This window comes from Halomonas sp. DP8Y7-1, from assembly GCF_019801685.1.
GTDB classification, from domain to species: Bacteria; Pseudomonadota; Gammaproteobacteria; order Pseudomonadales; family Halomonadaceae; genus Halomonas; species Halomonas litopenaei_A.
In genome coordinates, this window is sequence record NZ_JAHVIN010000002.1 from 151,298 (window position 1) to 176,273 (window position 24,976).

Below are 24,976 nucleotides of genomic sequence, written 5' to 3' on the forward strand. Positions count from 1 at the left end.
TGATCGCGTGCGCCTATCCCGCGGGCACTGGCGCCACCCATGCCTCTTGCCGCCATCTGCCTGGTCAGGGCGTCGACTGGCGCGACGTGCGGGTCAGCCGTTCCAGCGCCTCGGTATCGAGCCGTGTGCGGTCGACCTTCAAGTAAGCCAGCCGTTCTTCCGGCACCACCAATACGTCCTCGACCCCGGCGACGGCGGCGAAGCGTGCCATCAGACTGTCGAGCGTATCGCGTTCGACGTCTTCGGCCAGGGCCACGACCTCGCTGGACAGGTGACGCGGTGCACGCATGCCGAGCATCAGCAGGAACCAGCCAAGCCCCAACAGAGCCGCTCCGAGAAATACCGCCGATAGCCCGAACTGCTGGGCCAGAAAGCCCCCCAAGACACCGCCGAGGAAAGCGCCCAGGAACTGACTGGTGGAATAGACACCCATGGCCGTGCCCTTGGCACCGGCAGGCGCCAGCTTGCTGATCATCGACGGCAGCGTCGCCTCAAGCAAGTTGAAGGCCGTAAAGAAAGCCAACAGCCAGGCGCACAGCGCCGCCAGGCCGGTGCCCGCCAGGCCGAGGCCTAACAGGCTGAGCGTGATGGTGGCGATAGCGCCGAGACACATCAGCTTCATCTTGCGTTTCTTCTCGGCCACGATGACCAGCGGCACCATGGCCACAAAGGACAGCCCCATCACCAGCAGATAGACCAGCCCATGATGTGCTTCGACGATCCCGGCATCCACCAGGCGAAACGGCACCGCGGTGAAGATGGCCATCAGGATCAGGTGCAGGCTGAAGATCGAGGCGTCCATGCGCCACAGGTCGAGGCGGCCAAGAATACTGGCCAGCTGACCACGATCCAGGCCCACGTCTCGGTGACCGCGACGCCGCGGCGCCGGAGGCACCAGCTTCCACAGCACGACCAACCCCAGCAGCGCCAGCAGAGCGGTGAAGTAGAACACTCCCGCCAGACCAAACCGGCTGGCCACCAGCGGCCCCAGCACCATCGCCACGCCGAAGGCCACCCCGATCGACAGCCCGATGGTCGCCATGGCCGCCGTGCGCACCTGTTCCCGGGTCTGGTCGGCCAGCAATGCCATGATGGCCGCCGCCACCGCACCGCTGCCCTGCAGACTGCGGCCCACGATCATCATGGCGATGGAGTCTGCCTGAGCGGCAATCACGCTGCCGATGGCAAACAGCCCCAGGCCAGCGGCGATGACCGGCTTGCGGCCAAGGCGATCCGACAGCAGTCCAAACGGGATCTGCAGCACGGCCTGGGTCAGCCCGTAGACGCCGAGCGCCAGCCCCACCAGCAGCGGCGTGGCGCCAGCCAGGTGATCAGCATTCAGGGCAAGCACAGGCAAGACCATGAAGAGTCCCAGCATGCGCGTGGCGTAGAGCCCCGCCAGACCGACGATGGCACGCCGTTCGGAGGCTAACAGAAGTCGGGCCTTGGACATGAAAAAGATACCGGCGTTGAAGACGGGGCCAGGCCCCGGAGATGGACCGCACATTCTAGCGCCTGCGAGCGGTGCAGAAAATGCCGCGCTCAAGGTCATTTCACAGGCGACTTTTCGACCGCGACTTTGCCGGTGGGGAGGCGGGCCACGTATAATCGGCCTTTTGCCGCGTCCTCGAGGTGGGAATGGACAAGATTCTGGTCAGGGGTGCCCGCACCCACAACCTCAAGCAGATCGACGTCGAACTACCCCGTGACAAGCTGATCGTGGTCACCGGACTGTCCGGTTCCGGCAAGTCGTCGCTGGCCTTCGACACCTTGTACGCCGAAGGCCAGCGACGCTACGTGGAGTCGCTGTCGACCTATGCGCGTCAGTTTCTATCGATGATGGAAAAGCCTGACGTTGACCACATCGAGGGGCTGTCTCCAGCGATTTCCATCGAGCAGAAATCCACCTCGCACAACCCCCGCTCGACCGTCGGTACGATCACCGAGATCTATGACTACCTGCGCCTGCTGTTCGCACGGGCTGGCACCCCCCGCTGCCCGGAGCATGGGGAGGATCTGGAAGCGCAGACCATTTCGCAGATGGTCGACCAGGTCATGGCGCTACCGGAGGGCAGTAAACTGATGCTGCTGGCTCCGGTCGTCAGCGGACGCAAGGGTGAGCACCTGCAGCTGCTGGCCGAGCTGCGCTCACAAGGTTTCGTGCGCGCCATGATCGACGGCCAGGTGGTGGAACTCGATGACGTCCGCCCGCTGGAGAAGAACCGCAAGCACGACATCAGCGTGGTCGTTGACCGCATCAAGGTGCGCGAGGGCCTGGAGCAGCGCCTGGCCGAGTCCTTCGAGACCGCCCTGGGCCTGGCCGACGGCACTGCCATGATTCATTTCATGGACGGTGAGCAGGAGGATATGGCCTTCTCGTCGCGCTTTGCCTGCCCGGTGTGTGGCTACTCCATCGCCGAGCTCGAGCCACGGATGTTTTCCTTTAACAACCCGGCCGGCGCCTGCCCCACCTGCGACGGACTCGGGGTCCAGCAGTTCTTCGATCCCGACAAGCTGATCAGCCACCCGGAACTGTCGTTGGCCGAGGGCGTGATCAAGGGCTGGGACCGGCGCAGCGTCTACTACTTCAACCAGTTGAAGGCGGTCGCCGACCACTACCGTTTCACGTTGGAAACCCCGTGGAACGAACTGGCGCGCCACGAGCGTGAGGTGATCCTCAACGGCAGCGGCAAGGACGACATTGCCTTCACCTACGTCAATGATCGTGGCAAGAAGGTTACCAGGGAGCACCCTTTCGAAGGGGTGCTGCCCAATATGCAGCGACGCTATCGGGAAACCGAGTCCAGCATGGTGCGCGAAGACCTCGCCCGCTATATCGCCGTGCAGCCCTGCCGTACCTGCGAGGGCTCACGCCTGCGCAAGGAAGCGCGTCACGTGTTCGTCGATGGCACCACGCTACCCCAGGTCGTGCGCTTGCCGATCGGCGATGCCCAGCGCTACTTCAGCGAGCTGAGCCTGCCCGGACGCAAGGGCGAGATCGCCGAAAAAATCCTGGCAGAGATCTCGGCGCGACTTGAGTTTCTGGTCAACGTCGGCCTGGATTATCTCAACCTCGAGCGCAGCGCAGAGACCCTGTCCGGCGGCGAGGCTCAGCGCATTCGCCTGGCCAGCCAGATTGGCGCGGGTCTGGTGGGCGTCATGTATATCCTCGATGAGCCCTCCATCGGCCTGCACCAGCGCGATAACGATCGCCTGCTGAAAACCCTGGAGCGTCTGCGCGACCTGGGCAACACGGTGATCGTGGTCGAACACGACGAAGACGCCATCCGCGCCGCCGACCATGTGCTCGACATTGGCCCCGGCGCCGGCGTCCACGGCGGCGAAATCGTCGCCGAGGGCACCCCGGAAGAGGTCATGGCCAATGAGGCCTCGCTGACCGGCCAGTATCTGTCCGGCACCCGCGCCATCGAGGTTCCCCCCTGGCGCATTCCCGGTAATCCGGAAAAGACGCTCAAGCTGACCGGCGCGACCGGCAACAACCTGCAGGACGTCACCCTGGAGCTTCCGCTGGGGCTATTCGTGTGCGTTACCGGGGTCTCTGGCTCGGGCAAGTCGACGCTGATCAACTCGACGTTGATGCCGATCGCCGCCCGCGAGCTGAACAAGGCCACGACCCTGACGCCGTCGCCCTACAAGAGCATTGAGGGGCTCGATCAGCTCGACAAGATCATCGACATTGACCAGAGCCCGATCGGTCGCACGCCGCGCTCCAACCCGGCGACCTACACCGGCATCTTCACCCCCATCCGCGAGCTGTTCGCGGGCACCCAGGAAGCCCGTTCACGGGGCTACAAGCCGGGGCGCTTCTCGTTCAACGTCAAGGGGGGCCGCTGTGAGGCCTGCCAGGGCGAGGGCATGATCAAGGTCGAGATGCACTTCCTGCCGGATATCTATGTGCCCTGCGATGTCTGCAAGGGCAAGCGCTACAACCGCGAGACCCTGGATATCCACTACAAGGGCAAGACCATCGATGAAGTGCTGGAGATGACGGTGGAGGAAGCCCTGGAGTTCTTCAGCCCGGTGCCCGCCATCGCACGCCGTCTGCAGACCCTGGTCGACGTCGGCCTGACCTACATTCGCCTGGGTCAGAGCGCCACCACCCTGTCCGGCGGCGAGGCCCAGCGGGTCAAGCTGGCCCGGGAGCTGGCCAAGCGGGATACCGGCAAGACCCTGTATATTCTCGATGAGCCCACGACGGGCCTGCACTTCGAGGATATCCGCCAGCTGCTGACGGTGCTCCACCGCTTGCGCGATCACGGCAATACCGTGGTCGTCATCGAGCACAACCTGGACGTGATCAAGACCGCCGACTGGTTGATCGATCTGGGGCCTGAAGGTGGCTCCGGCGGAGGCCGGATCATCGCTGAAGGCACGCCTGAGCAGCTTGCAAACATGGAGATCTCCCACACCGGGCGTTTCCTCAAGCCACTGCTCGAACGTGCGCCCTCCACCTCACGCAAGGATGACAAGGCCACCGCAACGGCCTGAGGGCTCGGCCAGGAGCCCGCTGCTCACCTGGTGATCAGCGGATGCTAGACCCAAGGGGAAGGCCATGGCCTTCCCCTTGTCGTATTGGTGCGCGCCCTGGCGGCAGAACACTGGAGGAAGAACATAAGTGCAGCCCATCCCTACTTCAGTGCTCACCTGCTGGATACCAAGCATCAACGCCAAGCGGTGTCTTCGCAGCGCTCTCAACGCCAGTCTCCGCTATCATCACACGGCTGTTTATCGGAATCTCGCTACGAAAAGGCTTGCCATGCAGAACAACTTAAAGAGGCTATCAGTCACTGATGGGCATAGCGCGCTCGAGGTGCTGTTCGACAAAATGGAGCGACTGCCCGCGCCAACGCCGCCAGAGCTCAACCTGTTTTCAAGTGCAGGGCCAGGACACCATGAGAACCGCCTGTCCGATCTGATGGCAATCTTCATGGGTAGCCATGAAGGAGCGCCAACCTGGCTAGCCAAGGCCCTGGTAGCGTGCCTGCTCCATAAGGGCGCCTTCCACGAAGACCTCCAAGATGAACTCCTTGTTCGCACAGACTGGGAGAGTATCTCCGTTGAGCGCGAAGTTCCGTCACCTGACATATCGAATGGCAATGACAAACGGCTCGACTTGGTCATCTTGGGTGATAGCTTCGTCATAGGCGTCGAGCACAAAGTCTGGGCCTCCGCATCCGACAATCCTTTCCCCTCCTACACCAAATTGATCGACTCCTATCAGCAGCTCCACCAGGTCCGTTGCGTGCTGAGCCCACTATCACAACGGACAGATGTCCCTGACGACTGGATCTGCGTCTCTTACGACGAACTTATTACCGTGGCTCGAGAGCGACTCGGTCAAGAAATTGCCCACCACACCTTTACCAAGTGGCAGGTCTTCTATCAGGAGCTGCTGCAGCACATGCACAATATTGCGCACCAGGAAAAGGCCATGATCATGGACGACAAGGAACTGACATTTGCCCTCAAACACTTTGCTCAACTCAAGCAAGCATCAGAGAAATTCCATTTGCTGGAGGCTGAGCTGCGTCAGCAGTGCATGCGTCAGCTGACTGCGACCCTTGAGGTGGCAGAGTCAGACATCATCAAAACAACGAACAGCTGGAGTGATGGCGAAGAAAAGGTCCTGCGGTTCTCCTTGGCGCGCTGGGAGGGACAGAACAACCAGGCCTGTCTCGTTTACTACCCCTGCTCTGAGTCTGACGCTGGCGATAGCGAAAGTATCGGCTTCTACGTTAGGGGCTACATCGACCGCCAAGCGACATCGGCGGACCTAGACAGTCTTGCCGCGGAATTCACGAGCACTATTCCAGACACCAAGAGCGATGCCTGGTCGTTCTACCGCGACAAGAAAACGCCAGGCTTTTGGTTTGAAAGCAACCAGCGCTATCTGGCCCTCGATGCCTGGCCACATCCTTATACCCGAGAAGGCGCCTTGGAGGCTCTAGGTGATCTCGCACTTTGGATCGATCAGCGCATCAGTGACAGCGCCAGCTGACTCAAAGACAGCTCGCCGGTCAACGACAAGCCCTACGCCTACATATTGCCCTCATGCAGGACACCCTTGAGCGTCAACGCGCGGCGCGCGGTTTCTTCAAGCACGCATGACGCGGCGAACACATTGCGAATGGTGCCGCCCTGGTAGCGGGCGTAGGCATAGCCACACTCGGCGTCGCGAAAGGCGATCCAGGCGCGCTGCACATCCCTGAGCGCTTTCGCGCGAGAGATACCGAGTTCCGGCCACTCCTGATCCTGCTCGCGCATACTATCCCGCAACTCCAGGTACTGCGCGTTCAACAGATCGTCCCAGACCTCGGTCTCGGCCTGAAGGCAAGCGACAATCCCCAGGGTCGTGCTACCGCCGTCGCTCTCCTGGCAAAGGTTTGCAGCCTCTGCGATGCAGTTGCCGGCCCCCTCCTGACCCATCTGCACAAAGCACTCACGCACGCTGGCAGCGTCGACCGAGAGGGATGACGCGCCATGCCCTTGCTGTGCACTTGCCGACAGCGGTATCAGACAACAGGCCACGCCCAACAGACCGATCAGGGACCAGACTCGCCCCGCCACGAACCCATGCCAACCTTCAGAAAAAAGATGTCGTGCCATCTATTCGTCGCTTATTTGTACCCTGGACACTGACATCATAGGCAAGGCGCCTCGGTCCTGGTAAGAGCACCGGCGCTGAAGCGCCGGTCATTACCGTTCGCGAAGCATCTAGCCACCTGCCAGCAACAGCGAAATACTCGGCACATAAGTGATCGCCAGCAGCAGCGCAATCATCGCTACGAAGTAGGGAACGATCGACGCAGACACTTCCATGATCTTCACCCCACCCACCGACGACGCCACGAACAGGTTGACGCCCAGCGGTGGCGTGCAGAAGCCGATAGCCAGATTGACGGTCATGATCACCCCGAAATGGATGGGGTCGACCCCGGCGGCGGCAGCCACAGGCAGCAGCAACGGCGTCAAGATGATGATCGCCGCGATGGTTTCCATGAACATGCCGACGATCAGCAGAAGCAGGTTGACCATCAACAGCAGTACCAGCGGATCGGTGGAGAAGTTGGTGATGGCCGCCGCCAGGTCGTTGGGCACCTGGGCGATGGTCAAAAGCTGACCGAAACCACCCGCTACCACTACCAGGATCAGGATCTGACCGCTGGTCGAGGCACTGCGCGCGAACACCTTGGGCAACTCCGATAGACGGATATCGCCGTAGACGAAGACTCCGACGACGATCGAGTAGATCACCGCCACCCCACCAGCCTCAGTGGGAGTGAAGATTCCCCCATAGATGCCACCAAGGATGATGACGGGCACCAGCAGCGCCCAGATCGACTCACGAAAGGAGGTTGCCACCGCACGCCCCGAGAAGTGCTTGCGCTCCCCCAGTAGCTTGCGCTGGTGCCTTAGCATCAGGCGCGCGGTCAGCATGTAGGCCACCCCGAACAGCACGCCAGGCACAATGCCCGCCATGAACAACTTGCCGATGGAGACCTCGGCGGAGACGCCATAGATGATGAAGGGGATCGAGGGCGGGATCATCACTCCCACCATGCCCCCGGCGGCGGTCAGCGCCGAAGAGAAGCGCCGCGGGTAGCCGACCTTTTCCATCTCCGGAATCATATTGGAGCCGATCGCCGCCACGGTGGCCGGCGACGAGCCGGAAATCGCGGCGAAGAAACAGCAGGCCAGTACGTTGACGTAGGCCAGGCCACATCTGACATGTCCCACCAACGAATGAGCGAAGCCGACAATCCGCCGCGACATACCCCCCATCTGCATCAGGTCGCCCGCCAGCACAAACAGCGGCACTGCAATCAGCGGAAAGGAGTCTGCCGCGGTCACCAGCGAGCGTGCCAACAGCACCACCGGCGGCGCCCCGTCGACCAGTAGCATCACCAGCAGGGTGGCCAGGCCCATGGCCATGGCGACTGGCATGCTGATGGCGATGAAGGCAAACAACATGCCGATCAAAGAAAGGGCAATCATGACGCACCTCCTTCAAGACTGGACTGCGGCGCGCGCCAGGAGGCCCAGCAGTGCTGCAGGATGCGAAACGCGGACAACAGGGCGCCGGCGGGCGCTGACGCGTAGTACAGCGGTACCGGCATCTGCAGTACCACCGACACCTGATGCCGCACCATGGGATTGAGCATCAACTCGATGCAGTGGACGCTGATCGTGACCAGAAAGGCCACCACCGCCAGCCGGACCCCCAGGGTCAACTGCCGCTGGGCAGCTTGGGGCAGCCGTTCTTTCAGGAAGGTGATCTCGATATGCCGGTCCTGGCGGAAGACATAGCTCACGGCCATCCAGATGAACCAGATAAATAGCCAGCCCACCAGTTCTTCTCCCCAGGACAGGGAGGCATTCAGCACATAACGCGCCAGCACATTCGCACACACGAGCGCGACGATCAGCGCCAGCAGTACCACTGACAGACATTCTTCCAGTCGTTCATTGAGCCAACGAATCATCGGCGTGTCCTCAGGTGGCCGGCTTTAGCCGCTGGCCGGGAGACAGCCGCCAAGGCGGTGTCCCCGGCGCGATAGGCGTGCCGGTCTTGTGCTTGGTTACTGTGCTGCGGCGCTGTCGATGGCGGCCATCCAGCCATCGAAGACCTCGCCACTGATACGCTCGCGATATTGGGCGTTGACGCCTTCGGCGATGGTAGCGAAGGCTTGGTACTGCTCTTCGGACAGTTCAGATACCTCGACGCCTTGTTCGACGATGCGCGCCAGGTGGTCGGCGTCTTCGGCGGCCACCAGCTGTCGATCGTAGGCGATGGCCTGGTCCATGGACTGCTGGATCAGCTGCTGCTGGTCTTCAGGCAGCGACTCGAAGAAGGCCTTGGAGATGACCGGCGTATAGACGGTAAAGATATGCCCTGACAGGGTCAGGTAGTGCTGAACCTCATGAAAACGCTGGGTGTCGATCAGTGAGAGCGGGTTTTCCTGACCGTCGATGACCCCTTGCTGCAACGCAGAGTAGACCTCGCCAAAGTTCATCGGCGTCGGGTTGGCCCCCAGCGCCTTGAAGGTGTCGACGTGGGCCGGCACCTTCATGGTGCGCAGCTTGACGCCGTCCAGGTCATCCGGCGACTCGATGGGACGCACGTTGTTGGTGATGTGGCGCATGCCGCTCTCGACCCAGCCAAGCCCCTTCAATCCAAGCGAGTCCAGTCGTGCCAGCAGGGCATCCCCCTGTGGACCGTCTAGCACCGTCAGAGCCGTGTCCTTGTCCGGATAGATGTAGGCCAGCTCAACGACCCCGAAGGCCGGGTCCCAGTTGGTGAAGAAGGACGACGGCGAGACGGCCATCTCCAGGATGCCCGTCTGTACGCCCTCGATCATGGCGCGATCTGGCCCCATCTGGGACGACGGGAATATCTGCACGTCGATCTCGCCATCGGAGCCTTCCTCCACCAGGCGCTCGAACTCCACCATCGCACGCGACATATGGAAGTTTTCGTTGGCACCGTGTCCCAGCTTGATGACGGTGGCGGCCTGCGCCGGAGCCGCGGCGACCAGTATTCCGAGTAAAAGCCACTTGATTGTCATATCGAACTCTCGCTGTTGTTGTTGAGAAATTGGGCTGTTGAAGAATTGAACTGTCGAGGGATTGGAACGCTGAGGGAGCCTCCATCCCACCAACTGGTATTCCAGATTTCGATTGAAAGATTGGTGGATGCCGAAAGACTCTGTCAAGACAGTGCCAGCCCTTCCTCCCAGACGGCCCATCACACGGGCACCAGGACGCACCACGGACAGCGCGTGACAACGTCGGCAAGCAACGGCCAAAAAACCATAGCAACCGTTTGTTTTATAAAAAATATAAGTCTTCTCAAATGGAGGTTACGCATTCACGCAAGGGTCTAGGCGTCAGTCTTTTCGCTCCTCTTTCAAGGCCCCGAGACGCGACCAATGTCTAACAGAAGGGCCGATCATGGACCTTTGACAGTTCTCTGCCAGCTTGTATATTTCACTCTATCTGGTGCCTGGTACACCAGTTAGATCATAAGAAGACATCGAACAACCACATGACAACGAACAACTACATGACAACAAGCAACTACGAGGAAGTGCCATGTCCACCAGACCGAAGGTGATCATCACCGATCACGACTTCGCCGATGTCGAACTGGAACGGGAAATTCTCGAGCAGGCGGGCGCGGAGGTGGTGGCGTTGCAGGCCAAGTCGGAACAGGACCTGCTGGAACACGCCCATGACTGCGCCGCAATGATCAACCAGTACGCCTATATCGGCGCCACCACCATCGCCGCCATGCAGCACTGTCAGGTGATCGCCCGCTACGGCGTCGGCACCGACATCGTCGACGTCGCGGCGGCCACCGCCAAGGGCATCCAGGTCACCAACGTGCGTGACTACTGCACTGAGGAGGTCGCCGATCACGCCATCAGCCTGTGGCTGGCCCTGGCCCGCGGGCTGTTCGCCTACGACCGGGCCACCCATCGCGGTGAGTGGCGCTGGCAAAGCGCGGCCCCGCTGTATCGTCTGCGTGGCCAGACCGTCGGCATCGTCTCCTTTGGTGCCATCGGCCAGGCCATCGCCCAGCGCGCCAAGGCCTTCGGTGCCCAAGTGATCATTCACGACCCCTATATCGACGACGCCACTATCGCCACCCATCAGGTAGCGGCGGTGGACAAGGACACCCTGGTCGCCGAAGCCGATGTGGTCATGATGCAGGTCCCAAAGACGGCAGAGACCTATCACTTCCTGGGAGAGCGGGAGTTTCGTCTGATGAAACCGAATGCGTTGGTGGTGTGTACCGGTCGCGGTCCTACCATCGACAACCGTGCCCTCTATCAAGCGCTGCACGAGGGCCGCATTGCCGGCGCCGGCCTGGACGATCCTGAGGAAGAACCGGCCAAGCGCAAGCACTGGTCCCCCGCCGACAACCCCTTGTTCTCTCTACCCAACGTCATCGTGACGCCCCACGCCGCCTACTACTCCGAGGAGTCCCTGCGCGCGGCTCGCACCATCGCCGCCCAGGAAGTCGCCCGAGTGCTGTCCGGCCAGGCGCCCCTCAATCCGGTCAACACGCCGTCTCACTGACCCCACCCCAAGGAGCCAGCACATGCTTAAGCAATTCAACGATTTCAAGCGCGACCCGGCACTGCTCGAGAAATTCGACAAGGTGCTGTCCTACTACTCCGCCACGGCGGTGTTTGCCGACTCCCAGTACCGCACCGGGGTGATGGATAGCGCCATCAAGCCCGCCTTCCGTGCCAAGGTGTGTGGCCAGGCGATCACGGTGCAGCTGTCCAAGGGCGACCTGGTCGACCCACTCAAGGCGCTGGAGATGGGCCAGCCCGGCGACATCATCGTCGTCGATGCCGGAGGTGATCCCAATACGTCTGTATGCGGCGGCCTGATGGGGGCGCTGGCCAAGAATCGTGGTATCCGCGCCATGGTGGTGGACGGCGCAGGTCGCGATACCGATGAGCTCGAGGACATCCACTGGCCAATCTGGACCCGAGCCATCACTCCGCGCGGTACCCACACCATGTTCTCCGAGCGCAAGGAGGAACTGTCGATCAATGTGCCTATCGCCTGTGGCGGGGTACCGGTCAATCCCGGCGACTTTATCGTTGCCGATGTGATGGGCGTGACCGTAATCCCCCTGGCTAGAGCTGCCGAGGTGGTGGAACTGGCACTGGAACAGGCCGAACGCGAGGAAGCCACCCGCGCATGGGTCCAGCAGGGCAAGACGGTCGAGGACCTGCTGGCCGAGTTCGGGAGGATCTAGGATGCCGTCTCCCGTGATGATCGGCATCGACTGGGGGACCTCTTCGTTTCGGGCAAGCCTCGTCGATCGCCACGGCGAGGCCCTCGAAAGCCGCGAGAGTCCCCACGGGATTCTTGCGGTTCCCGACAGGGACTTTGCCGGTTTTCTCCGCCATACCATCGATGACTGGCTGGCCGCCCATCCCGGCATGCCAATACTGGCCTCGGGCATGATCACCAGCCGCAATGGCTGGATCGAGACGCCCTACCAGCCGCTTCCATTGGGCATCAAGGAGCTGGCCCACGCGCTGGTCAGTGCAGACGCCCCCGGCCTCGGCCAGGTGCACTTCGTCACCGGCGCGGTACAGTCGCCCGAGGGCGAGCGTCCGGACGTGATCCGCGGCGAGGAAACCGAGATATTCGGCTATCTGGCCACCCAGGGGGTCAGCGCTGGCACCTTCCTGCTACCCGGCACCCATAACAAGTGGCTGACCGTCGAGCAGGGCAGGATCACTCGGTTTGTCACCTGCATGACCGGCGAGCTCTACGCGCTGCTGCGTGAGCACTCGCTGCTCGGTCGCACCATGCGCCAGGGTGAGTTCTGCCCCGAGGCCTTTGTCCGCGGAGTACAGACCGCCCGCCGCCATCCCGGAGAACTGCTGGCGACCCTGTTCACCACACGCTCTCTGCACCTGTTCGATCAGCTGTCCCCGGAGCACAGCGCCGACTACCTCTCGGGCCTGCTGATCGGCGAGGAATGCCTTGGCCAGTTGCGCCTGGGGCCGCCGCCGGAGCAGGTCACCATCATCGGTCGCCCTGACCTGGCCGAACGTTACCGCATCGCCACTGAGCTTCTGTCACTACCCTCTACCCTGGCCACGCCCGGCCTGTCACGCCACGGGCAACTGGCCATCGCACGCGCCGCGGAGCTGATCCCATGCTGAACTGGCAACAGGCCTTCGCTGCCTGCCCCCTTGTCGCCATCCTGCGCGGTATCACACCGGACGAAGTGATTCCTGTCGCTGATGCACTGCTCCATGCAGGCTTCCGACTGATCGAAGTGCCGCTCAATTCTCCCGACCCGCTGACCAGTCTTCAGCGACTGGCGGCCCATGTGGGCGAGGATGCCCTGGTCGGGGCGGGCACTGTCATCACCCCCGAACGCGTGGCCGAGGTCGAACAGGTCGGCGGTCGTTTGATCATCGCGCCCAACCTGGATACCCGAATCGCCCGGGAAGCCTCGACGCGGGGCCTGGTCTATGGCCCAGGTGTGGGCACCGTCAGCGAGGCCTTCGCGGCCATCGAGGCCGGCGCCGCCTTTCTCAAGCTGTTCCCCGCCGAGGCGATCTCGCCGGCGGCGGTCAAGGCCATGCGCGCGGTACTGCCCGAGACGACGCCTCTATTGCCGGTCGGTGGCATCACACCAGCCAGCATGGCGGACTACCTTGATGCAGGTGTGAGCGGTTTCGGCCTGGGTGGCGCGCTCTATCAACCTGGCTCGACTCCCGGCGAGGTCGCCAGGCGAGCCCGGGCATTTATTCAGGCGCACGCCGACTGGGCGTCGACCGCCAACCCGTAGACGGCATGGCACCCCAATGCCCCTTCCCCCGACTGGAGTCCCTCCATGATCATCGAACGCATCAACGTCTATACCATGACGTCCGAGCTGCCCCGCCCCTTCGCCTTTTCCCAGCAATGGGTTACTCGCCGCTCTGCCACCCTGGTCGAAGTGATCACCCAGGATGGCCAGAGTGGCTGGGGCGAGGCGCTGTGCGCGGGACTGCTGGAACCGGAGCTGGCCGCTTCAGTGCTCAAGCACGTGATTACGCCACGGATCCTCGGCCGCTCGGCGTTCGACAGCGAGGTCATCTGGCACGAGCTCTACAATCACACTCGGGACTATGGCAGGAAGGGCGTGGTGATCGCCGCGATCAGCGCCATCGATATCGCCCTCTGGGACCTCAAGGGCAAGGCCACCCAACGCCCCGTGTCGGATCTGCTGGGGGGCGCTTTTCGCCGGCGTATCCCCGCCTATGCCACCGGCTTCTTTCGCACCGAGCTCGGCGACGACACCCAGGCCCTGGTGGAAGAAGCCTGCCGCCACCGGGAGGCAGGCTTTACCAGCATGAAAATCAAGCTGGGCTTCGGCGTCGCCAATGACATCAAGGTCATGACCGATATACGCGGCGCCCTGGGGGATGACATCGAGCTGATGATCGATGCCAACCACGCCTATACCCTGAGCGAAGCCGCGCTGCTGGCCGATGGCCTCAAGGACTTCGGGCTGCGCTGGTTCGAGGAGCCGGTCAACCCCGACGACAAGGAGGGCTACCGTCTGCTGAAACAGAAGACGCTGATTCCTCTGGCCGGGGGGGAGGCGGAGTTTAGCCTTTATGGCTTTCGTGACTTGCTTGCCGAACGCTGCATCGATATCGCCCAGCCGGATGTGGCCATGGCCGGCGGCCTGACCGCCATGGCGCATATCACCACGCTGGCGCTGGCCAACGGCGTCCAGGTCAATCCGCATGTATGGGGCACCGCTATCGGCCAGTACGCCTCACTGCACGCCATCGCGGCGACGCCACTGGTCAATCCCACCTTGATGGCCAAGGGTCCGATCTTCGAGTACGACACCTCGAGCCACCCCTTCCGCTCGGAGCTCGTTACCGTGCCGGTGAGCCAGAGCGATGGCTGGGTCAGCGTCCCCACCGGTGAGGGCCTCGGCTTTACCATCGACCGCGACTTTCTGCGGGAGTACGCCAAGCCGTACTGAGCTTGCAGCAAGCCATGGCGGTGGCACGCCAGGCCTCGCTGACCAGGGGGGGGGCGAGGCCCGCGTCCTTACAAGCGGTGGGTATCTGGTATTCCAGTCCTGTGTGCTAGGCTGTGGCAACCCTTTCTAACCACTTCCGTCACGGGATCACGATGCAAGACTTTGAACGCCCTCCCTCACTGGGCACCCTGGTCACCGATCACGTACGCAGCATGATCGTGCGCGGCGAACTGGCGCTGGGTGAAGCCATCTCCGAGCGCGGCATATCCGCGCTATTGAACGTATCCAAGACGCCTGTCCGCGAAGCATTGACTCGCCTGAAGCACGAAGGACTGGTCACTATCGTGCCCCAGTCCGGAGCCAGGGTGTTTACGCTCAGCGCCAGGGAAGTGGGAAACATCTGCACCTTCCGTCGCACCCTCGAGCCCGCCGCACTGGAGCTTGCCATCGCCTTCGATCATGCAGGGCTCTCACAGCGACTGAGACAGATCGAAAGTCAGATGCAGGTCGCCCACGGCTCAGGCAAGATCGTCGAATACCTGGACCTGGATACCGACTTTCACCTCACCTTTTTCCACCACTGCGGTAATCCCTATCTACAGTCGTCCTACGAGCAGTATTCGGGAAAGATCTCTGCGCTGAGAACACACCTGGCAACTCGACCCGACCATACGCGACTGTCGCTGAAGGAACACTCTGAAATCGTCGACGCTGTCATGAACAAAGACATCGCCGCCCTACGCCAGCTGCTGGATGCCCACATCGATCGCACCCAGCATACCTATGAGATCGGCGTGGAGGACATTTCGACGCAGTGACGACCGTCCCCGTCTCAAGTCCTATGTGAAAACCTCGGAACAAAAAAAACCGCCACCCTGAACACTCAGGGTGGCGGTTTCGCGTCGTGTTGAAGCGCTGTCGAAAGGATTACTCCTCGCCGACGGCCTCTTCTTCAGCGACGGGACGATCGACCAACTCGACGAAGGCCATGGGGGCGTTGTCGCCGGTGCGGAAGCCGCACTTGAGAATACGGACGTAACCGCCCGGACGCTCGACGTAACGCGGACCCAGCTCGTTGAAGAGCTTGCCGACTGCTTCTTTGGAGCGAGTACGGCTGAAGGCCAGACGACGGTTAGCGACGCTGTCTTCCTTCGCCAGGGTAATGAGCGGCTCGATATGACGACGCAGCTCTTTTGCCTTGGGAAGGGTTGTCTTGATCACTTCGTGCTCGACCAGCGACACGCTCATGTTGCGGAACATGGCCTGACGGTGCGAGCTGGTACGATTGAGGTGACGACCACTCTTACGATGACGCATGGTTGTGATTCCTTACCAAACTGGGACTCGAGCCGACGCTTAGGCGGTGGCCTTGTCGTCCTTCAGGCTAGCCGGCGGCCAATTTTCAAGCCGCATGCCAAGGGACAGACCACGAGCAGCCAACACGTCCTTGATCTCGTTCAAGGATTTCTTGCCGAGGTTCGGGGTCTTCAACAGCTCAACTTCAGTACGCTGAATCAGATCACCGATGTAATAGATATTCTCGGCCTTCAGGCAGTTGGCGCTACGAACGGTCAACTCGAGATCGTCTACGGGGCGCAGCAGGATCGGATCGATGTGATCCTCTTCCTCGACCACTTCCTGTTCCTTGTCGGCTTCCAGATCGACAAACGCTGCCAGCTGCTCTTGCAGGATGGTCGCGCTGCGACGGATGGCCTCTTCCGGATCCAGGGTGCCGTCGGTTTCCAGGTTGATGATCAGCTTATCGAGGTCGGTACGCTGTTCAACACGAGCGGCTTCGACGCTGTAGGAAACGCGGCGCACGGGGCTGAAGGTCGCATCCAGCTGCAGACGGCCGATGGCGCGTGTTTCGTCGTCGGCTTCGCTGCGGACATCCGCAGGCTCATAGCCGCGACCACGGGCCACCTTGAGCTGCATCTTGAGCTCGGCGCCTTCATTGACGTGGGCGATGACGTGCTCGGGGTTGACCACTTCGACGTCGTGATCGACGGCGATGTCACCAGCGGTGACGACGGCCGGGCCCTGCTTGTTCAGCGAGAGCATCGCCTCGTCGCGGCTGTGCATCTTGATCGCCACGTCTTTGAGGTTCAGGAGGATTTCGATGACATCTTCCTGGACGCCCTCGATCGCGCTGTACTCATGGTCGACGCCTGCGATCTCGGTTTCCACCACGGCACAGCCGGGCATGGACGAGAGCAGGATACGACGCAGAGCATTGCCCAGCGTGTGGCCGAAGCCACGCTCGAACGGCTCGAGCACGATCTTTGCGTGGTGTGCGCTGATCTCTTCGACCTTGATGTCGCGAGGACGGAGAAACTCTGTCACTGAACGCTGCATATGAACACCTTTCAGGCTGCCAAACGAATACTCGGTAATGATCGCCGCCCTCCCGAGGGAGGGCGGCGCGGACTGGCCGTTTACTTCGAGTACAGCTCGACGATCAGTTGCTCGTTGATGTCGGCAGTCAGGTCACCGCGCTCGGGCAGGGCCTTGAAGGTGCCTTCCATCTTCTTGGCGTCGAGTTCGATCCAGGCCACATCGCCACGGTTGGCAGCGATGGTCAGGGCGTTTTGGATACGCGCCTGCTGCTTGGCCTTTTCACGAACGGATACCACGTCGCCGGGCTTGACCTGGTAGGAGGCCACGTTGACGGTCTTGCCGTTAACGGCAATCGCCTTGTGGCTCACCAGCTGACGAGCCTCGGAGCGAGTGGCGCCAAAGCCCATGCGGTAGACGACGTTGTCCAGTCGGGACTCAAGCAGCTGCAGCAACAACTCACCGGTCGCACCCTTCAGACGGGCGGCTTCCTTGTAGTAGTTGCGGAACTGCTTTTCGAGTACGCCATACATGCGACGTACTTTCTGCTTCTCGCGAAGCTGCAAGCCGTAGTCGGAAAGACGCTGACGGCGCTGGCCGTGCACACCCGGAATCTGCTCGGATTTGCACTTTTTCTCGAAGGGAGTGACACCGCTCTTGAGGAAGAGGTCGGTACCTTCCCGGCGAGACAGTTTGCACTTAGGTCCAATGTAACGAGCCATGAATCTGTCTCCTTAAACGCGGCGTTTCTTCGGCGGACGGCAGCCATTGTGGGGAATGGGCGTCGCGTCGGTGATGCTTTGCACGCGGAAGCCGGCGGCGTTGAGCGCGCGCACGGCGGATTCACGGCCAGGACCGGGGCCCTTGACCAGCACGTCGACGTTTTTCACACCATACTCGGCTGCAGCGGTCGCTGCACGCTCGCTTGCTACTTGAGCAGCGAACGGGGTGCTCTTGCGAGAACCACGAAAACCCGAACCACCGGCTGTCGCCCAGGAAAGAGCGTTGCCCTGGCGGTCTGTGATCGTAATGATCGTGTTGTTAAAAGAGGCGTGGATATGCGCAACCGCATCCACTACCTGCTTTTTAACCTTTTTACGGTTGCTACGCGGGTTAGCCATGTTGATGTCAATTCCTGTCTTTACGCCAGAACGTGCGTGTTATTTGCGGATCGGCTTACGCGGTCCCTTACGGGTACGCGCGTTAGTCTTGGTGCGCTGACCGCGCATCGGAAGACTACGACGATGACGCAGACCACGATAGCAACCCAGGTCCATGAGACGCTTGATGTTCAGCGTCACATCACGACGAAGGTCGCCTTCAACGGTATACTTGCCGACTTCACTACGCAGGTTGTCGATCTCTTCAGATGACAGGTCCTGGATTTTGGTGGTCGGCGCGATGCCGGTCGCTTCACAGATTTCCTGTGCGCGAGTGCGGCCAATCCCGAAGATGTAGGTCAGCGAGATCGCCGCATGCTTGTTGTCCGGGATATTGACGCCTGCAATACGGGCCATCAGCTTACTCCGAAATTTGAGCGGCTTGCTCGGTTAATCAACTACAAAAGGCGCAATAGCATACCCCCTTCCCATCAAAAGGGCAAGGGGTATGCCAGCACCCGGTTCAATTCAGCCCAGGATCAACCCTGGCGCTGCTTGTGCCGCGGCTCGCTGCAGATGACGCGCACGGCGCCATTGCGACGAATGATCTTGCAATTGCGGCACATTTTCTTGACGGAAGCTCGAACTTTCATCGTTCTCTCCAATATCGGCTTGCGGCGTGCCAAATCGGCCTGCGGCGCGTTTAGCGCATGATGCCGCCGCTACCGTAGCCTTTCAGGTTGGACTTCTTCATCACCGACTCATACTGGTGCGACATGAGGTGCGACTGCACCTGGGCCATGAAGTCCATGATGACCACGACCACGATCAGAAGCGAGGTACCGCCAAAGAAGAACGGCACGTTCCACGCTACGATCAGGAACTGGGGCATCAGGGAAACCGCAGTGATGTAGAGAGCGCCGAACAAAGTCAGACGAGTCATGACCTTGTCGACATAACGAGCGGTTTGCTCGCCAGGACGAATCCCCGGCAGGAAAGCACCCGACTTCTTGAGGTTGTCGGCTACGTCCTTGGGGTTGAAGACCAGCGCTGTGTAAAAGAAGCAGAAGAATACCACCGCCGCCGCGAAAAGCAAGATATACAGGGGCTGACCAGGGGCCAACGCCTGGGACGCGCGCTGCAACCACTCCATGCCATCACCGGCACCTACCCACTGACCGAGGGAGGCCGGGAACAGCAGGATACTCGAGGCAAAGATGGCCGGGATAACGCCCGCCATGTTGACCTTGAGCGGAAGGTAGCTGCTCTGTCCTGCGTACATCTTGTTGCCGACCTGGCGGCGCGGGTAGTTCACCGTAATCCGGCGCTGACCGCGTTCGATGAACACGACAAACGCCACGGTGGCGATACCCAGAAGGCTCAACGCCAACAGCGGCAACACATTCCACGCGCCCTCGTTGCGGGCAAGCTCGAAGGCTTGCGCCACAGCGCCAGGCAGGCCGGCGACGATACCCGCGAAGATCAGCAACGAGATACCGTTGCCAATACCCTTCTCGGTAATCTGCTCACCCAGCCACATCAGGAACACCGCGCCACACACGAAGGTGATGATCGCGGTGAAATAGAAGCTGAGATCGGCCGTGTAGGCAATGCCTTGGCTGGCCAGGCCCACCGACATACCGGTGGCCTGAACCAGGGCCAGCACCACCGTGCCGTAGCGCGTGTACTGGCTGATCTTGCGGCGGCCGCCCTCGCCTTCCTTCTTCAACTGCTCAAGGTGAGGCGAGACGGCAGTCAGGAGCTGCATGATGATCGACGCCGAGATGTACGGCATGATGCCGAGGGCGAGAATACTCATGCGCTCCAGGGCACCGCCCGAGAACATGTTGAACATGCCCAGGATGGTGCCCTGCTGCTCCCTGAACAAGGCAGCAAGCTGGTCAGGATTGATACCGGGAACGGGGATGTGGGCACCGATACGGTAGACCACGATGGCGAGGAGCACGAAGCGCAGACGCGCCCACAGTTCACTCAGACCGCTGCCCATCGCCGGCATGTTTCCTGACTTGGCCATTTAGTCCTCTACCTTGCCACCGGCGGCTTCGATCGCTGCGCGGGCACCTTTGGTGACCCGCAGACCGCGAACGGTAACCGCCTTGTTCAGATCGCCGGAAAGGATCACTTTCGCATGCTGCGTAGCGTCCTTCAGCACATTGGCTTCCTTGAGGCTTTCCAGAGTGACTTCGTCACCCGCGACCTTGGCCAGTTCGGCCAGGCGGACTTCCTCGGAAACCAGTGATTTGGCGGAGGTGAAGCCAAACTTCGGCAGACGACGCTGCAGGGGCATCTGACCGCCCTCGAAGCCGGGCTTGACGCTGCCACCGCTGCGCGACTTCTGGCCCTTGTGGCCACGGCCGCCGGTCTTGCCCAGACCGGAGCCGATGCCACGACCGACGCGCTTTTCAGCGTGCTTGGAGCCCGGTGCCGGGCTCAGGCTGTTAAGTTTCATGGATTACTCTCCCTCAACACGCACAAGGTAGTTGACCTTGTGGATCATGCCGCGGACGGCAGGGGTGTCTTCCAGTTCAACCGTGTGACCGATGCGGCGCAGGCCGAGGCCCTTCATGGTGGCCTTGTGCTTGGCCAACGTGCCGATGGTGCTGCGGGTCTGGGTAACCTTGATCGTAGCTGCCATGGTCTATTACCCCGTGATCGCTTCGACTGAGAGACCGCGCTTGGCGGCCACGTCTTCCGGCGACTGCATGGAAGCCAGGCCATTCACGGTCGCGCGGACCACGTTCACCGGATTGGTGGAGCCATAGCACTTGGCCAGGACGTTGTGCACGCCGGCCAGTTCCAGCACGGAGCGCATGGCGCCGCCGGCGATGATACCAGTACCGTCGGAAGCCGGCTGCATGTACACCTTGGAGGCGCCATGACGAGCCTTGACCGGATACTGGAGTGTGCCGCCGACCAGGTTCACCTTGACCATGTTGCGACGCGCCTGGTCCATCGCCTTCTGAATCGCGACCGGCACTTCACGCGCCTTGCCACGACCGAAGCCAACACGACCGTTTCCGTCACCGACGACAGTCAGAGCGGTGAAGCCGAAAATACGGCCACCCTTGACCACCTTGGCGACACGGTTGACCTGCACGAGCTTTTCTTGCAGATCGCCGTTTTGCTGTTCGTTCTTCGCCATCGTAAAACCCTTTAGAATTCCAGGCCGCCTTCACGAGCGGCGTCGGCCAGGGCCTTCACACGACCGTGGTACTTGAAGCCAGCGCGGTCGAAGGCCACCTGGGTGATGCCCGCTTCCTTGGCGCGCTCAGCGATCAGCGCACCAACTTTGGCTGCGGCGTCTGCGTTGCCGGTTGCACCTTCGCGCAGGCTCTTGTCCAGCGTGGAAGCGCTGGCCAGGACCTTGCCACCATCCGGCGAGATAATCTGCGCGTAGATGTGACGCGGGGTACGGTTGACGCACAGGCGAGACACGCCCAGCTCGCGGATCTTGGCGCGAGCGCGGCGGGCACGACGGAGACGAGATTCTTTCTTCGCGTTCATAACCCTGCCTTACTTCTTCTTGGCTTCTTTACGGCGGACCTGCTCATCCGCGTAACGCACACCCTTACCCTTATAGGGCTCGGGCGGACGGAAGGCGCGGATTTCCGCTGCGACCTGGCCGAGCTTCTGCTTGTCCGCGCTCTTCAGCACGATGACGGTGTTCTTCGGCGTTTCCGCAGAGACACCCTCAGGCAGGGCATAATCGACCGGGTGAGAGAAGCCCAGTGTCAGGTTAAGCGTCTGGCCTTTCGCTTGAGCGCGATAACCGACGCCGATGATTTCGAGGGTCTTGGTAAAGCCCTCGGACACGCCGGTGACCAGGTTCTGAACCAGGGCACGGGTGGTGCCGACCATGGCCCAGCTCTTAGCGGATTCGCTCGGCTGGAAGGTCAGCTGGCCGTCTTCCTGCGCGATCACGACATCGCCGTGAACGGGCATGGAGAGGGTGCCCTGACCGCCCTTGGCGGTCAGCGTGGCGTCGTCGATCTTGACCTCGACGCCAGCGGGCACTTTAACCGGATATTTGGCTACGCGGGACATTCCAAACTCCTAGAATACGGTGCAGAGGACTTCGCCGCCGACACCAGCCTGACGCGCGGCACGATCGGTCATCACACCCTTGGAGGTAGTGACGATCGCGACACCCAGGCCATCGGCGACCTTCGGCAGCGCATCCTTGCCCTTGTAACTACGCAGGGACGGCTTGGAAACCCGCTGCAGATGCTCGATGACCGGCTTGCCTTCGAAGTACTTCAGGCTGACGGTCAGCTCGGGCTTGGCTGATTCGCTCACGGCGAAGTCAGTGATGTAACCCTCTTCTTTCAGCACGCGGGCCACTTCAACCTTGATCTTGGAGGACGGCATGGTGACCGTCTCCTTGGTGGCCTGCTGCGCATTGCGGATACGGGTAAACATATCCGCCAGAGTGTCTTGCATGCTCATTTAACTTGCGCTCCTGATGATTCTACGTGGCGTTACCAGCTGGACTTCTTGAGTCCGGGCACGTCGCCACGCATGGCGGCTTCACGCAGCTTGTTACGGCCGAGGCCGAACTTGTTGTAGTAGCCGTGCGGACGGCCAGTCACGCGGCAGCGGTTACGCTGACGCACGGGGCTGGAGTCACGCGGCAGCGACTGCAACTTCAGCTGCGCATCGAAGCGCTCCTCATCGGAGCTGTTCACGTCCTGGATGATCGCCTTGAGCTCGGCACGCTTGGCAGCATACTTCTCAACCAGTTGCGCGCGCTTCTGCTCACGCTCAATCATGCTCTTCTTTGCCATGATCCCACCCTTATTTCTTGAACGGGAAGTTCAATGCGCTCAAGAGCGCACGACCTTCGTCATCGGTGTTGGCAGTGGTGGTGATGGTGACATCCAGACCACGAATCCGGTCGATCTTATCATATTCGATCTCCGGGAAGATGATCTGCTCACGCACCCCCATGCTGTAGTTGCCACGACCGTCGAAGGACTTCGGGTTGAGACCACGGAAGTCACGAACGCGGGGGATCGCGATATTCACCAGGCGATCGAGGAAGTCCCACATACGCTCACTGCGCAGTGTGACCTTCACGCCGATCGGCCAGCCTTCACGCACCTTGAAGCCCGCGATGGACTTGCGTGCCTTGGTGACCATTGGCTTTTGACCGGAGAGCTTCTCCAGGTCGCCGACGGCCGCATCGATCAGCTTTTTATCGCTGGTCGCTTCGCCGATACCCATGTTCAGGGTCACCTTGGTGATCCTGGGTACCTGCATAACGTTGGCGTAGCTAAACTGCTCTTTGAGTTGAGCCACCACCTCGTTTTGATAACGTTCTTTCAAGTTCGCCATTTTGCTACCCGACTCGCGTTAGGCGTCGATCTGCGCTTGCGTCGACTTGTAGATACGTACCTTGGTACCGTCTTCCTTGATCTGGAAGCCGACGCGATCCGCCTTACCGGTCTCCTGATTGAAGATGGCTACGTTGGACGCGTGAATCGGAGCCTCGCGCTCGACGATACCGCCCTGATTGCCGGCCATGGGGTTCGGCTTGGTGTGACGCTTGATCATGTTCACACCCGCTACCACGAAACGGTCGTCCTGGAGGACGCGCTTCACAGTACCGCGCTTACCCTTATCCTTGCCGGCGATGACGATCACTTCATCATCACGTTTGATCTTTTGCATGTCGCCTCGCTCCCTTACAGCACTTCAGGCGCTAAGGAAATGATCTTCATGAACTTCTCAGTACGAAGTTCACGCGTCACCGGCCCGAAGATACGGGTACCGATCGGCTGTTCGTTGGTGTTGTTCAACAACACAGCCGCATTTCCATCGAAGCGAATCAGCGAACCGTCGCTGCGACGGACGCCACTGCGGGTACGGACAACCACCGCCTTCAGCACTTGGCCTTTCTTGACCTTGCCGCGCGGAATGGCTTCCTTCACCGTGACCTTGATGACATCACCAACGCGAGCGTAGCGGCGGTGTGAACCACCCAGCACCTTGATGCACTGCACCCGGCGCGCTCCGCTGTTGTCGGCGACATCCAGCATTGTCTGAGTCTGAATCATCGGTTTTCTCCAAACCTAAACTGACTGCACGAGGTTAAGGCCGTGGCCTTAACCCTTGGCCTGTTCGACGACCTCGACCAGGGTCCAGGCCTTCTTCTTGGACAGCGGACGGCATTCCTGAATGGATACCGTATCGCCGGCCTTGGCCTGATTGGTCTCGTCGTGGGCGTGCAGCTTGGTGGAGCGCTTAACGTATTTGCCGTAGATCGGGTGGCGCTCACGACGCTCGATCATGACGACGATGGACTTGTCCATCTTGTCGCTCACCACCTTGCCGGTGAGCGTACGGGCTTTTTTCTCTTCGGCCATCTCAGACACCTGCCTTCTCGTTGAGCACAGTCTTCACGCGGGCGATATCCCGACGAACCTGCTTGAGCAGATGAGTCTGGCTCAGTTGGCCGGTGGCCTTCTGCATGCGCAGGTTGAACTGCTCGCGGAGGAGTTCGAGGAGCTGCTCCTGGAGCTGCTCGGCGGACTTTTCACGAATTTCCTGGGCTTTCATCACATCACCGTCCGTTTCACAAAGGTGGTGGAGACCGGGAACTTCTGAGCGGCCAGAGCGAAGGCTTCGCGTGCCAGCTCTTCAGAAACACCTTCGATCTCGTAAAGGACACGACCGGGCTGGATCTGAGCGACCCAGTACTCGACGGAGCCCTTACCTTTACCCATCCGGACTTCCAGAGGCTTCTTGGAAATCGGCTTATCCGGGAAGACGCGGATCCAGATCTTGCCGCCACGCTTGACGTGACGAGTGATCGCACGACGACCAGCTTCGATCTGACGGGCGGTGACGCGGCCGCGGCCGGTGGCCTTCAGGCCGAATTCGCCGAAGCTCACTTTGCTTCCGCGATGCGCCAGGCCACGGTTGCGGCCCTTTTGCACCTTGCGGAATTTTGTACGCTTGGGTTGTAACATCG

Annotated in this window: 33 protein-coding genes; 8 read left to right on the plus strand and 25 right to left on the minus strand. The window is 61.0% G+C overall.

Annotated elements, in window-relative coordinates:
• Window positions 1–64: 64 nt before the first annotated feature.
• A complete protein-coding gene (locus KUV41_RS01500) occupies window positions 65–1,453 on the minus strand; it encodes an MFS transporter (protein ID WP_206944178.1) in 1,389 nt (462 codons plus the stop codon).
• A 185-nt stretch (window positions 1,454–1,638) separates the two neighbouring features.
• Here KUV41_RS01500 and uvrA point away from each other — a divergent pair, with 185 nt between their 5' ends.
• Window positions 1,639–4,509: an excinuclease ABC subunit UvrA gene (uvrA, locus tag KUV41_RS01505; RefSeq protein ID WP_206944180.1), complete on the plus strand. Its 2,871-nt coding sequence runs from the start codon at window positions 1,639–1,641 to the stop codon at window positions 4,507–4,509.
• A 268-nt stretch (window positions 4,510–4,777) separates the two neighbouring features.
• Entirely contained in the window at window positions 4,778–6,019 is a 1,242-nt protein-coding gene (locus tag KUV41_RS01510; protein WP_222483851.1) for a PD-(D/E)XK nuclease family protein, read from the plus strand.
• Between the two features lie 38 nt (window positions 6,020–6,057).
• Here the strand turns inward: KUV41_RS01510 and KUV41_RS01515 are convergent, their stop codons facing one another.
• The 4 genes from KUV41_RS01515 to KUV41_RS01530 form a co-directional block, all read right to left on the minus strand.
• Complete coding sequence (locus tag KUV41_RS01515) at window positions 6,058–6,627, minus strand: lysozyme inhibitor LprI family protein (protein ID WP_222483858.1); 570 nt, start codon at window positions 6,625–6,627, stop codon at window positions 6,058–6,060.
• A 108-nt stretch (window positions 6,628–6,735) separates the two neighbouring features.
• Window positions 6,736–8,016, minus strand: coding sequence for a TRAP transporter large permease (locus KUV41_RS01520; RefSeq protein WP_222483860.1), 1,281 nt, complete (start codon window positions 8,014–8,016; stop codon window positions 6,736–6,738).
• Entirely contained in the window at window positions 8,013–8,504 is a 492-nt protein-coding gene (locus KUV41_RS01525; protein ID WP_222483862.1) for a TRAP transporter small permease, read from the minus strand. The genes KUV41_RS01520 and KUV41_RS01525 overlap by 4 nt, the downstream gene beginning before the upstream one ends.
• Before the next feature lie 96 nt (window positions 8,505–8,600).
• Complete coding sequence (locus KUV41_RS01530; RefSeq protein WP_222483864.1) at window positions 8,601–9,587, minus strand: TRAP transporter substrate-binding protein; 987 nt, start codon at window positions 9,585–9,587, stop codon at window positions 8,601–8,603.
• A gap of 526 nt (window positions 9,588–10,113) precedes the next feature.
• Between KUV41_RS01530 and KUV41_RS01535 the strand changes: the two genes are divergently transcribed.
• The 6 genes from KUV41_RS01535 to KUV41_RS01560 all read left to right on the plus strand — a co-directional run bounded on the left by KUV41_RS01535 (window position 10,114) and on the right by KUV41_RS01560 (window position 15,366).
• Window positions 10,114–11,103, plus strand: coding sequence for a C-terminal binding protein (locus KUV41_RS01535; RefSeq protein ID WP_222483866.1), 990 nt, complete (start codon window positions 10,114–10,116; stop codon window positions 11,101–11,103).
• Between the two features lie 22 nt (window positions 11,104–11,125).
• A complete protein-coding gene (locus KUV41_RS01540) occupies window positions 11,126–11,797 on the plus strand; it encodes an RraA family protein (RefSeq protein WP_222483869.1) in 672 nt (223 codons plus the stop codon).
• A gap of 1 nt (window position 11,798) precedes the next feature.
• Complete coding sequence (locus KUV41_RS01545; protein WP_222483871.1) at window positions 11,799–12,719, plus strand: 2-dehydro-3-deoxygalactonokinase; 921 nt, start codon at window positions 11,799–11,801, stop codon at window positions 12,717–12,719.
• The gene (locus tag KUV41_RS01550) at window positions 12,713–13,354 is read left to right on the plus strand and encodes a 2-dehydro-3-deoxy-6-phosphogalactonate aldolase (RefSeq protein WP_222483873.1); all 642 of its coding nucleotides are present in this window, start codon (window positions 12,713–12,715) and stop codon (window positions 13,352–13,354) included. The genes KUV41_RS01545 and KUV41_RS01550 overlap by 7 nt, the downstream gene beginning before the upstream one ends.
• A gap of 45 nt (window positions 13,355–13,399) precedes the next feature.
• Window positions 13,400–14,548, plus strand: coding sequence for a mandelate racemase/muconate lactonizing enzyme family protein (locus KUV41_RS01555; protein ID WP_222483875.1), 1,149 nt, complete (start codon window positions 13,400–13,402; stop codon window positions 14,546–14,548).
• 152 nt (window positions 14,549–14,700) lie between these two features.
• Window positions 14,701–15,366 carry a GntR family transcriptional regulator gene (locus KUV41_RS01560; protein ID WP_222483877.1) on the plus strand — a complete coding sequence of 222 codons (666 nt, stop codon included), beginning with the start codon at window positions 14,701–14,703 and terminating at the stop codon, window positions 15,364–15,366.
• A 109-nt stretch (window positions 15,367–15,475) separates the two neighbouring features.
• Here the strand turns inward: KUV41_RS01560 and rplQ are convergent, their stop codons facing one another.
• The 20 genes from rplQ to rplP form a co-directional block, all read right to left on the minus strand.
• Window positions 15,476–15,865 carry a 50S ribosomal protein L17 gene (rplQ, locus tag KUV41_RS01565; protein ID WP_206944185.1) on the minus strand — a complete coding sequence of 130 codons (390 nt, stop codon included), beginning with the start codon at window positions 15,863–15,865 and terminating at the stop codon, window positions 15,476–15,478.
• Window positions 15,866–15,904: 39 nt separating this feature from the next.
• Window positions 15,905–16,903, minus strand: a complete 999-nt coding sequence (locus KUV41_RS01570) for a DNA-directed RNA polymerase subunit alpha (protein ID WP_108133880.1) — start codon at window positions 16,901–16,903, stop codon at window positions 15,905–15,907.
• 80 nt (window positions 16,904–16,983) lie between these two features.
• Complete coding sequence (rpsD, locus tag KUV41_RS01575) at window positions 16,984–17,604, minus strand: 30S ribosomal protein S4 (protein ID WP_206944186.1); 621 nt, start codon at window positions 17,602–17,604, stop codon at window positions 16,984–16,986.
• Between the two features lie 12 nt (window positions 17,605–17,616).
• A complete protein-coding gene (rpsK, locus tag KUV41_RS01580) occupies window positions 17,617–18,003 on the minus strand; it encodes a 30S ribosomal protein S11 (RefSeq protein WP_013331014.1) in 387 nt (128 codons plus the stop codon).
• A 39-nt stretch (window positions 18,004–18,042) separates the two neighbouring features.
• Complete coding sequence (gene rpsM / locus KUV41_RS01585; protein WP_206944187.1) at window positions 18,043–18,399, minus strand: 30S ribosomal protein S13; 357 nt, start codon at window positions 18,397–18,399, stop codon at window positions 18,043–18,045.
• A 122-nt stretch (window positions 18,400–18,521) separates the two neighbouring features.
• Entirely contained in the window at window positions 18,522–18,635 is a 114-nt protein-coding gene (rpmJ, locus tag KUV41_RS01590; protein WP_008959154.1) for a 50S ribosomal protein L36, read from the minus strand.
• Window positions 18,636–18,685: 50 nt separating this feature from the next.
• On the minus strand, window positions 18,686–20,017 hold the full coding sequence (secY, locus tag KUV41_RS01595; RefSeq protein WP_206944188.1) for a preprotein translocase subunit SecY: 1,332 nt from the start codon (window positions 20,015–20,017) through the stop codon (window positions 18,686–18,688).
• Window positions 20,018–20,452 (minus strand): 50S ribosomal protein L15, encoded by a 435-nt coding sequence (gene rplO, locus KUV41_RS01600; RefSeq protein ID WP_206944189.1) that lies wholly within the window; start codon window positions 20,450–20,452, stop codon window positions 20,018–20,020. It abuts the gene before it with no gap.
• Window positions 20,453–20,455: 3 nt separating this feature from the next.
• Window positions 20,456–20,638, minus strand: a complete 183-nt coding sequence (gene rpmD, locus KUV41_RS01605) for a 50S ribosomal protein L30 (RefSeq protein ID WP_045990844.1) — start codon at window positions 20,636–20,638, stop codon at window positions 20,456–20,458.
• A 6-nt stretch (window positions 20,639–20,644) separates the two neighbouring features.
• On the minus strand, window positions 20,645–21,145 hold the full coding sequence (gene rpsE / locus KUV41_RS01610; protein WP_206944190.1) for a 30S ribosomal protein S5: 501 nt from the start codon (window positions 21,143–21,145) through the stop codon (window positions 20,645–20,647).
• Between the two features lie 11 nt (window positions 21,146–21,156).
• Complete coding sequence (rplR, locus tag KUV41_RS01615) at window positions 21,157–21,507, minus strand: 50S ribosomal protein L18 (protein ID WP_206944192.1); 351 nt, start codon at window positions 21,505–21,507, stop codon at window positions 21,157–21,159.
• Between the two features lie 9 nt (window positions 21,508–21,516).
• Window positions 21,517–22,047 carry a 50S ribosomal protein L6 gene (gene rplF / locus KUV41_RS01620; protein ID WP_206944194.1) on the minus strand — a complete coding sequence of 177 codons (531 nt, stop codon included), beginning with the start codon at window positions 22,045–22,047 and terminating at the stop codon, window positions 21,517–21,519.
• A gap of 9 nt (window positions 22,048–22,056) precedes the next feature.
• Entirely contained in the window at window positions 22,057–22,449 is a 393-nt protein-coding gene (rpsH, locus tag KUV41_RS01625; protein WP_045990848.1) for a 30S ribosomal protein S8, read from the minus strand.
• 32 nt (window positions 22,450–22,481) lie between these two features.
• Window positions 22,482–22,787, minus strand: a complete 306-nt coding sequence (rpsN, locus tag KUV41_RS01630; RefSeq protein ID WP_206944196.1) for a 30S ribosomal protein S14 — start codon at window positions 22,785–22,787, stop codon at window positions 22,482–22,484.
• Window positions 22,788–22,797: 10 nt separating this feature from the next.
• A complete protein-coding gene (gene rplE / locus KUV41_RS01635) occupies window positions 22,798–23,337 on the minus strand; it encodes a 50S ribosomal protein L5 (RefSeq protein ID WP_045990850.1) in 540 nt (179 codons plus the stop codon).
• An 18-nt stretch (window positions 23,338–23,355) separates the two neighbouring features.
• A complete protein-coding gene (rplX, locus tag KUV41_RS01640; protein ID WP_206944198.1) occupies window positions 23,356–23,673 on the minus strand; it encodes a 50S ribosomal protein L24 in 318 nt (105 codons plus the stop codon).
• Between the two features lie 14 nt (window positions 23,674–23,687).
• Window positions 23,688–24,059, minus strand: a complete 372-nt coding sequence (gene rplN / locus KUV41_RS01645; RefSeq protein ID WP_146803726.1) for a 50S ribosomal protein L14 — start codon at window positions 24,057–24,059, stop codon at window positions 23,688–23,690.
• A 48-nt stretch (window positions 24,060–24,107) separates the two neighbouring features.
• On the minus strand, window positions 24,108–24,368 hold the full coding sequence (gene rpsQ / locus KUV41_RS01650) for a 30S ribosomal protein S17 (protein WP_045990852.1): 261 nt from the start codon (window positions 24,366–24,368) through the stop codon (window positions 24,108–24,110).
• Between the two features lies 1 nt (window position 24,369).
• The gene (rpmC, locus tag KUV41_RS01655; protein ID WP_035596360.1) at window positions 24,370–24,561 is read right to left on the minus strand and encodes a 50S ribosomal protein L29; all 192 of its coding nucleotides are present in this window, start codon (window positions 24,559–24,561) and stop codon (window positions 24,370–24,372) included.
• Entirely contained in the window at window positions 24,561–24,974 is a 414-nt protein-coding gene (gene rplP, locus KUV41_RS01660; protein WP_045990854.1) for a 50S ribosomal protein L16, read from the minus strand. The genes rpmC and rplP overlap by 1 nt, the downstream gene beginning before the upstream one ends.
• Window positions 24,975–24,976: the final 2 nt, after the last annotated feature.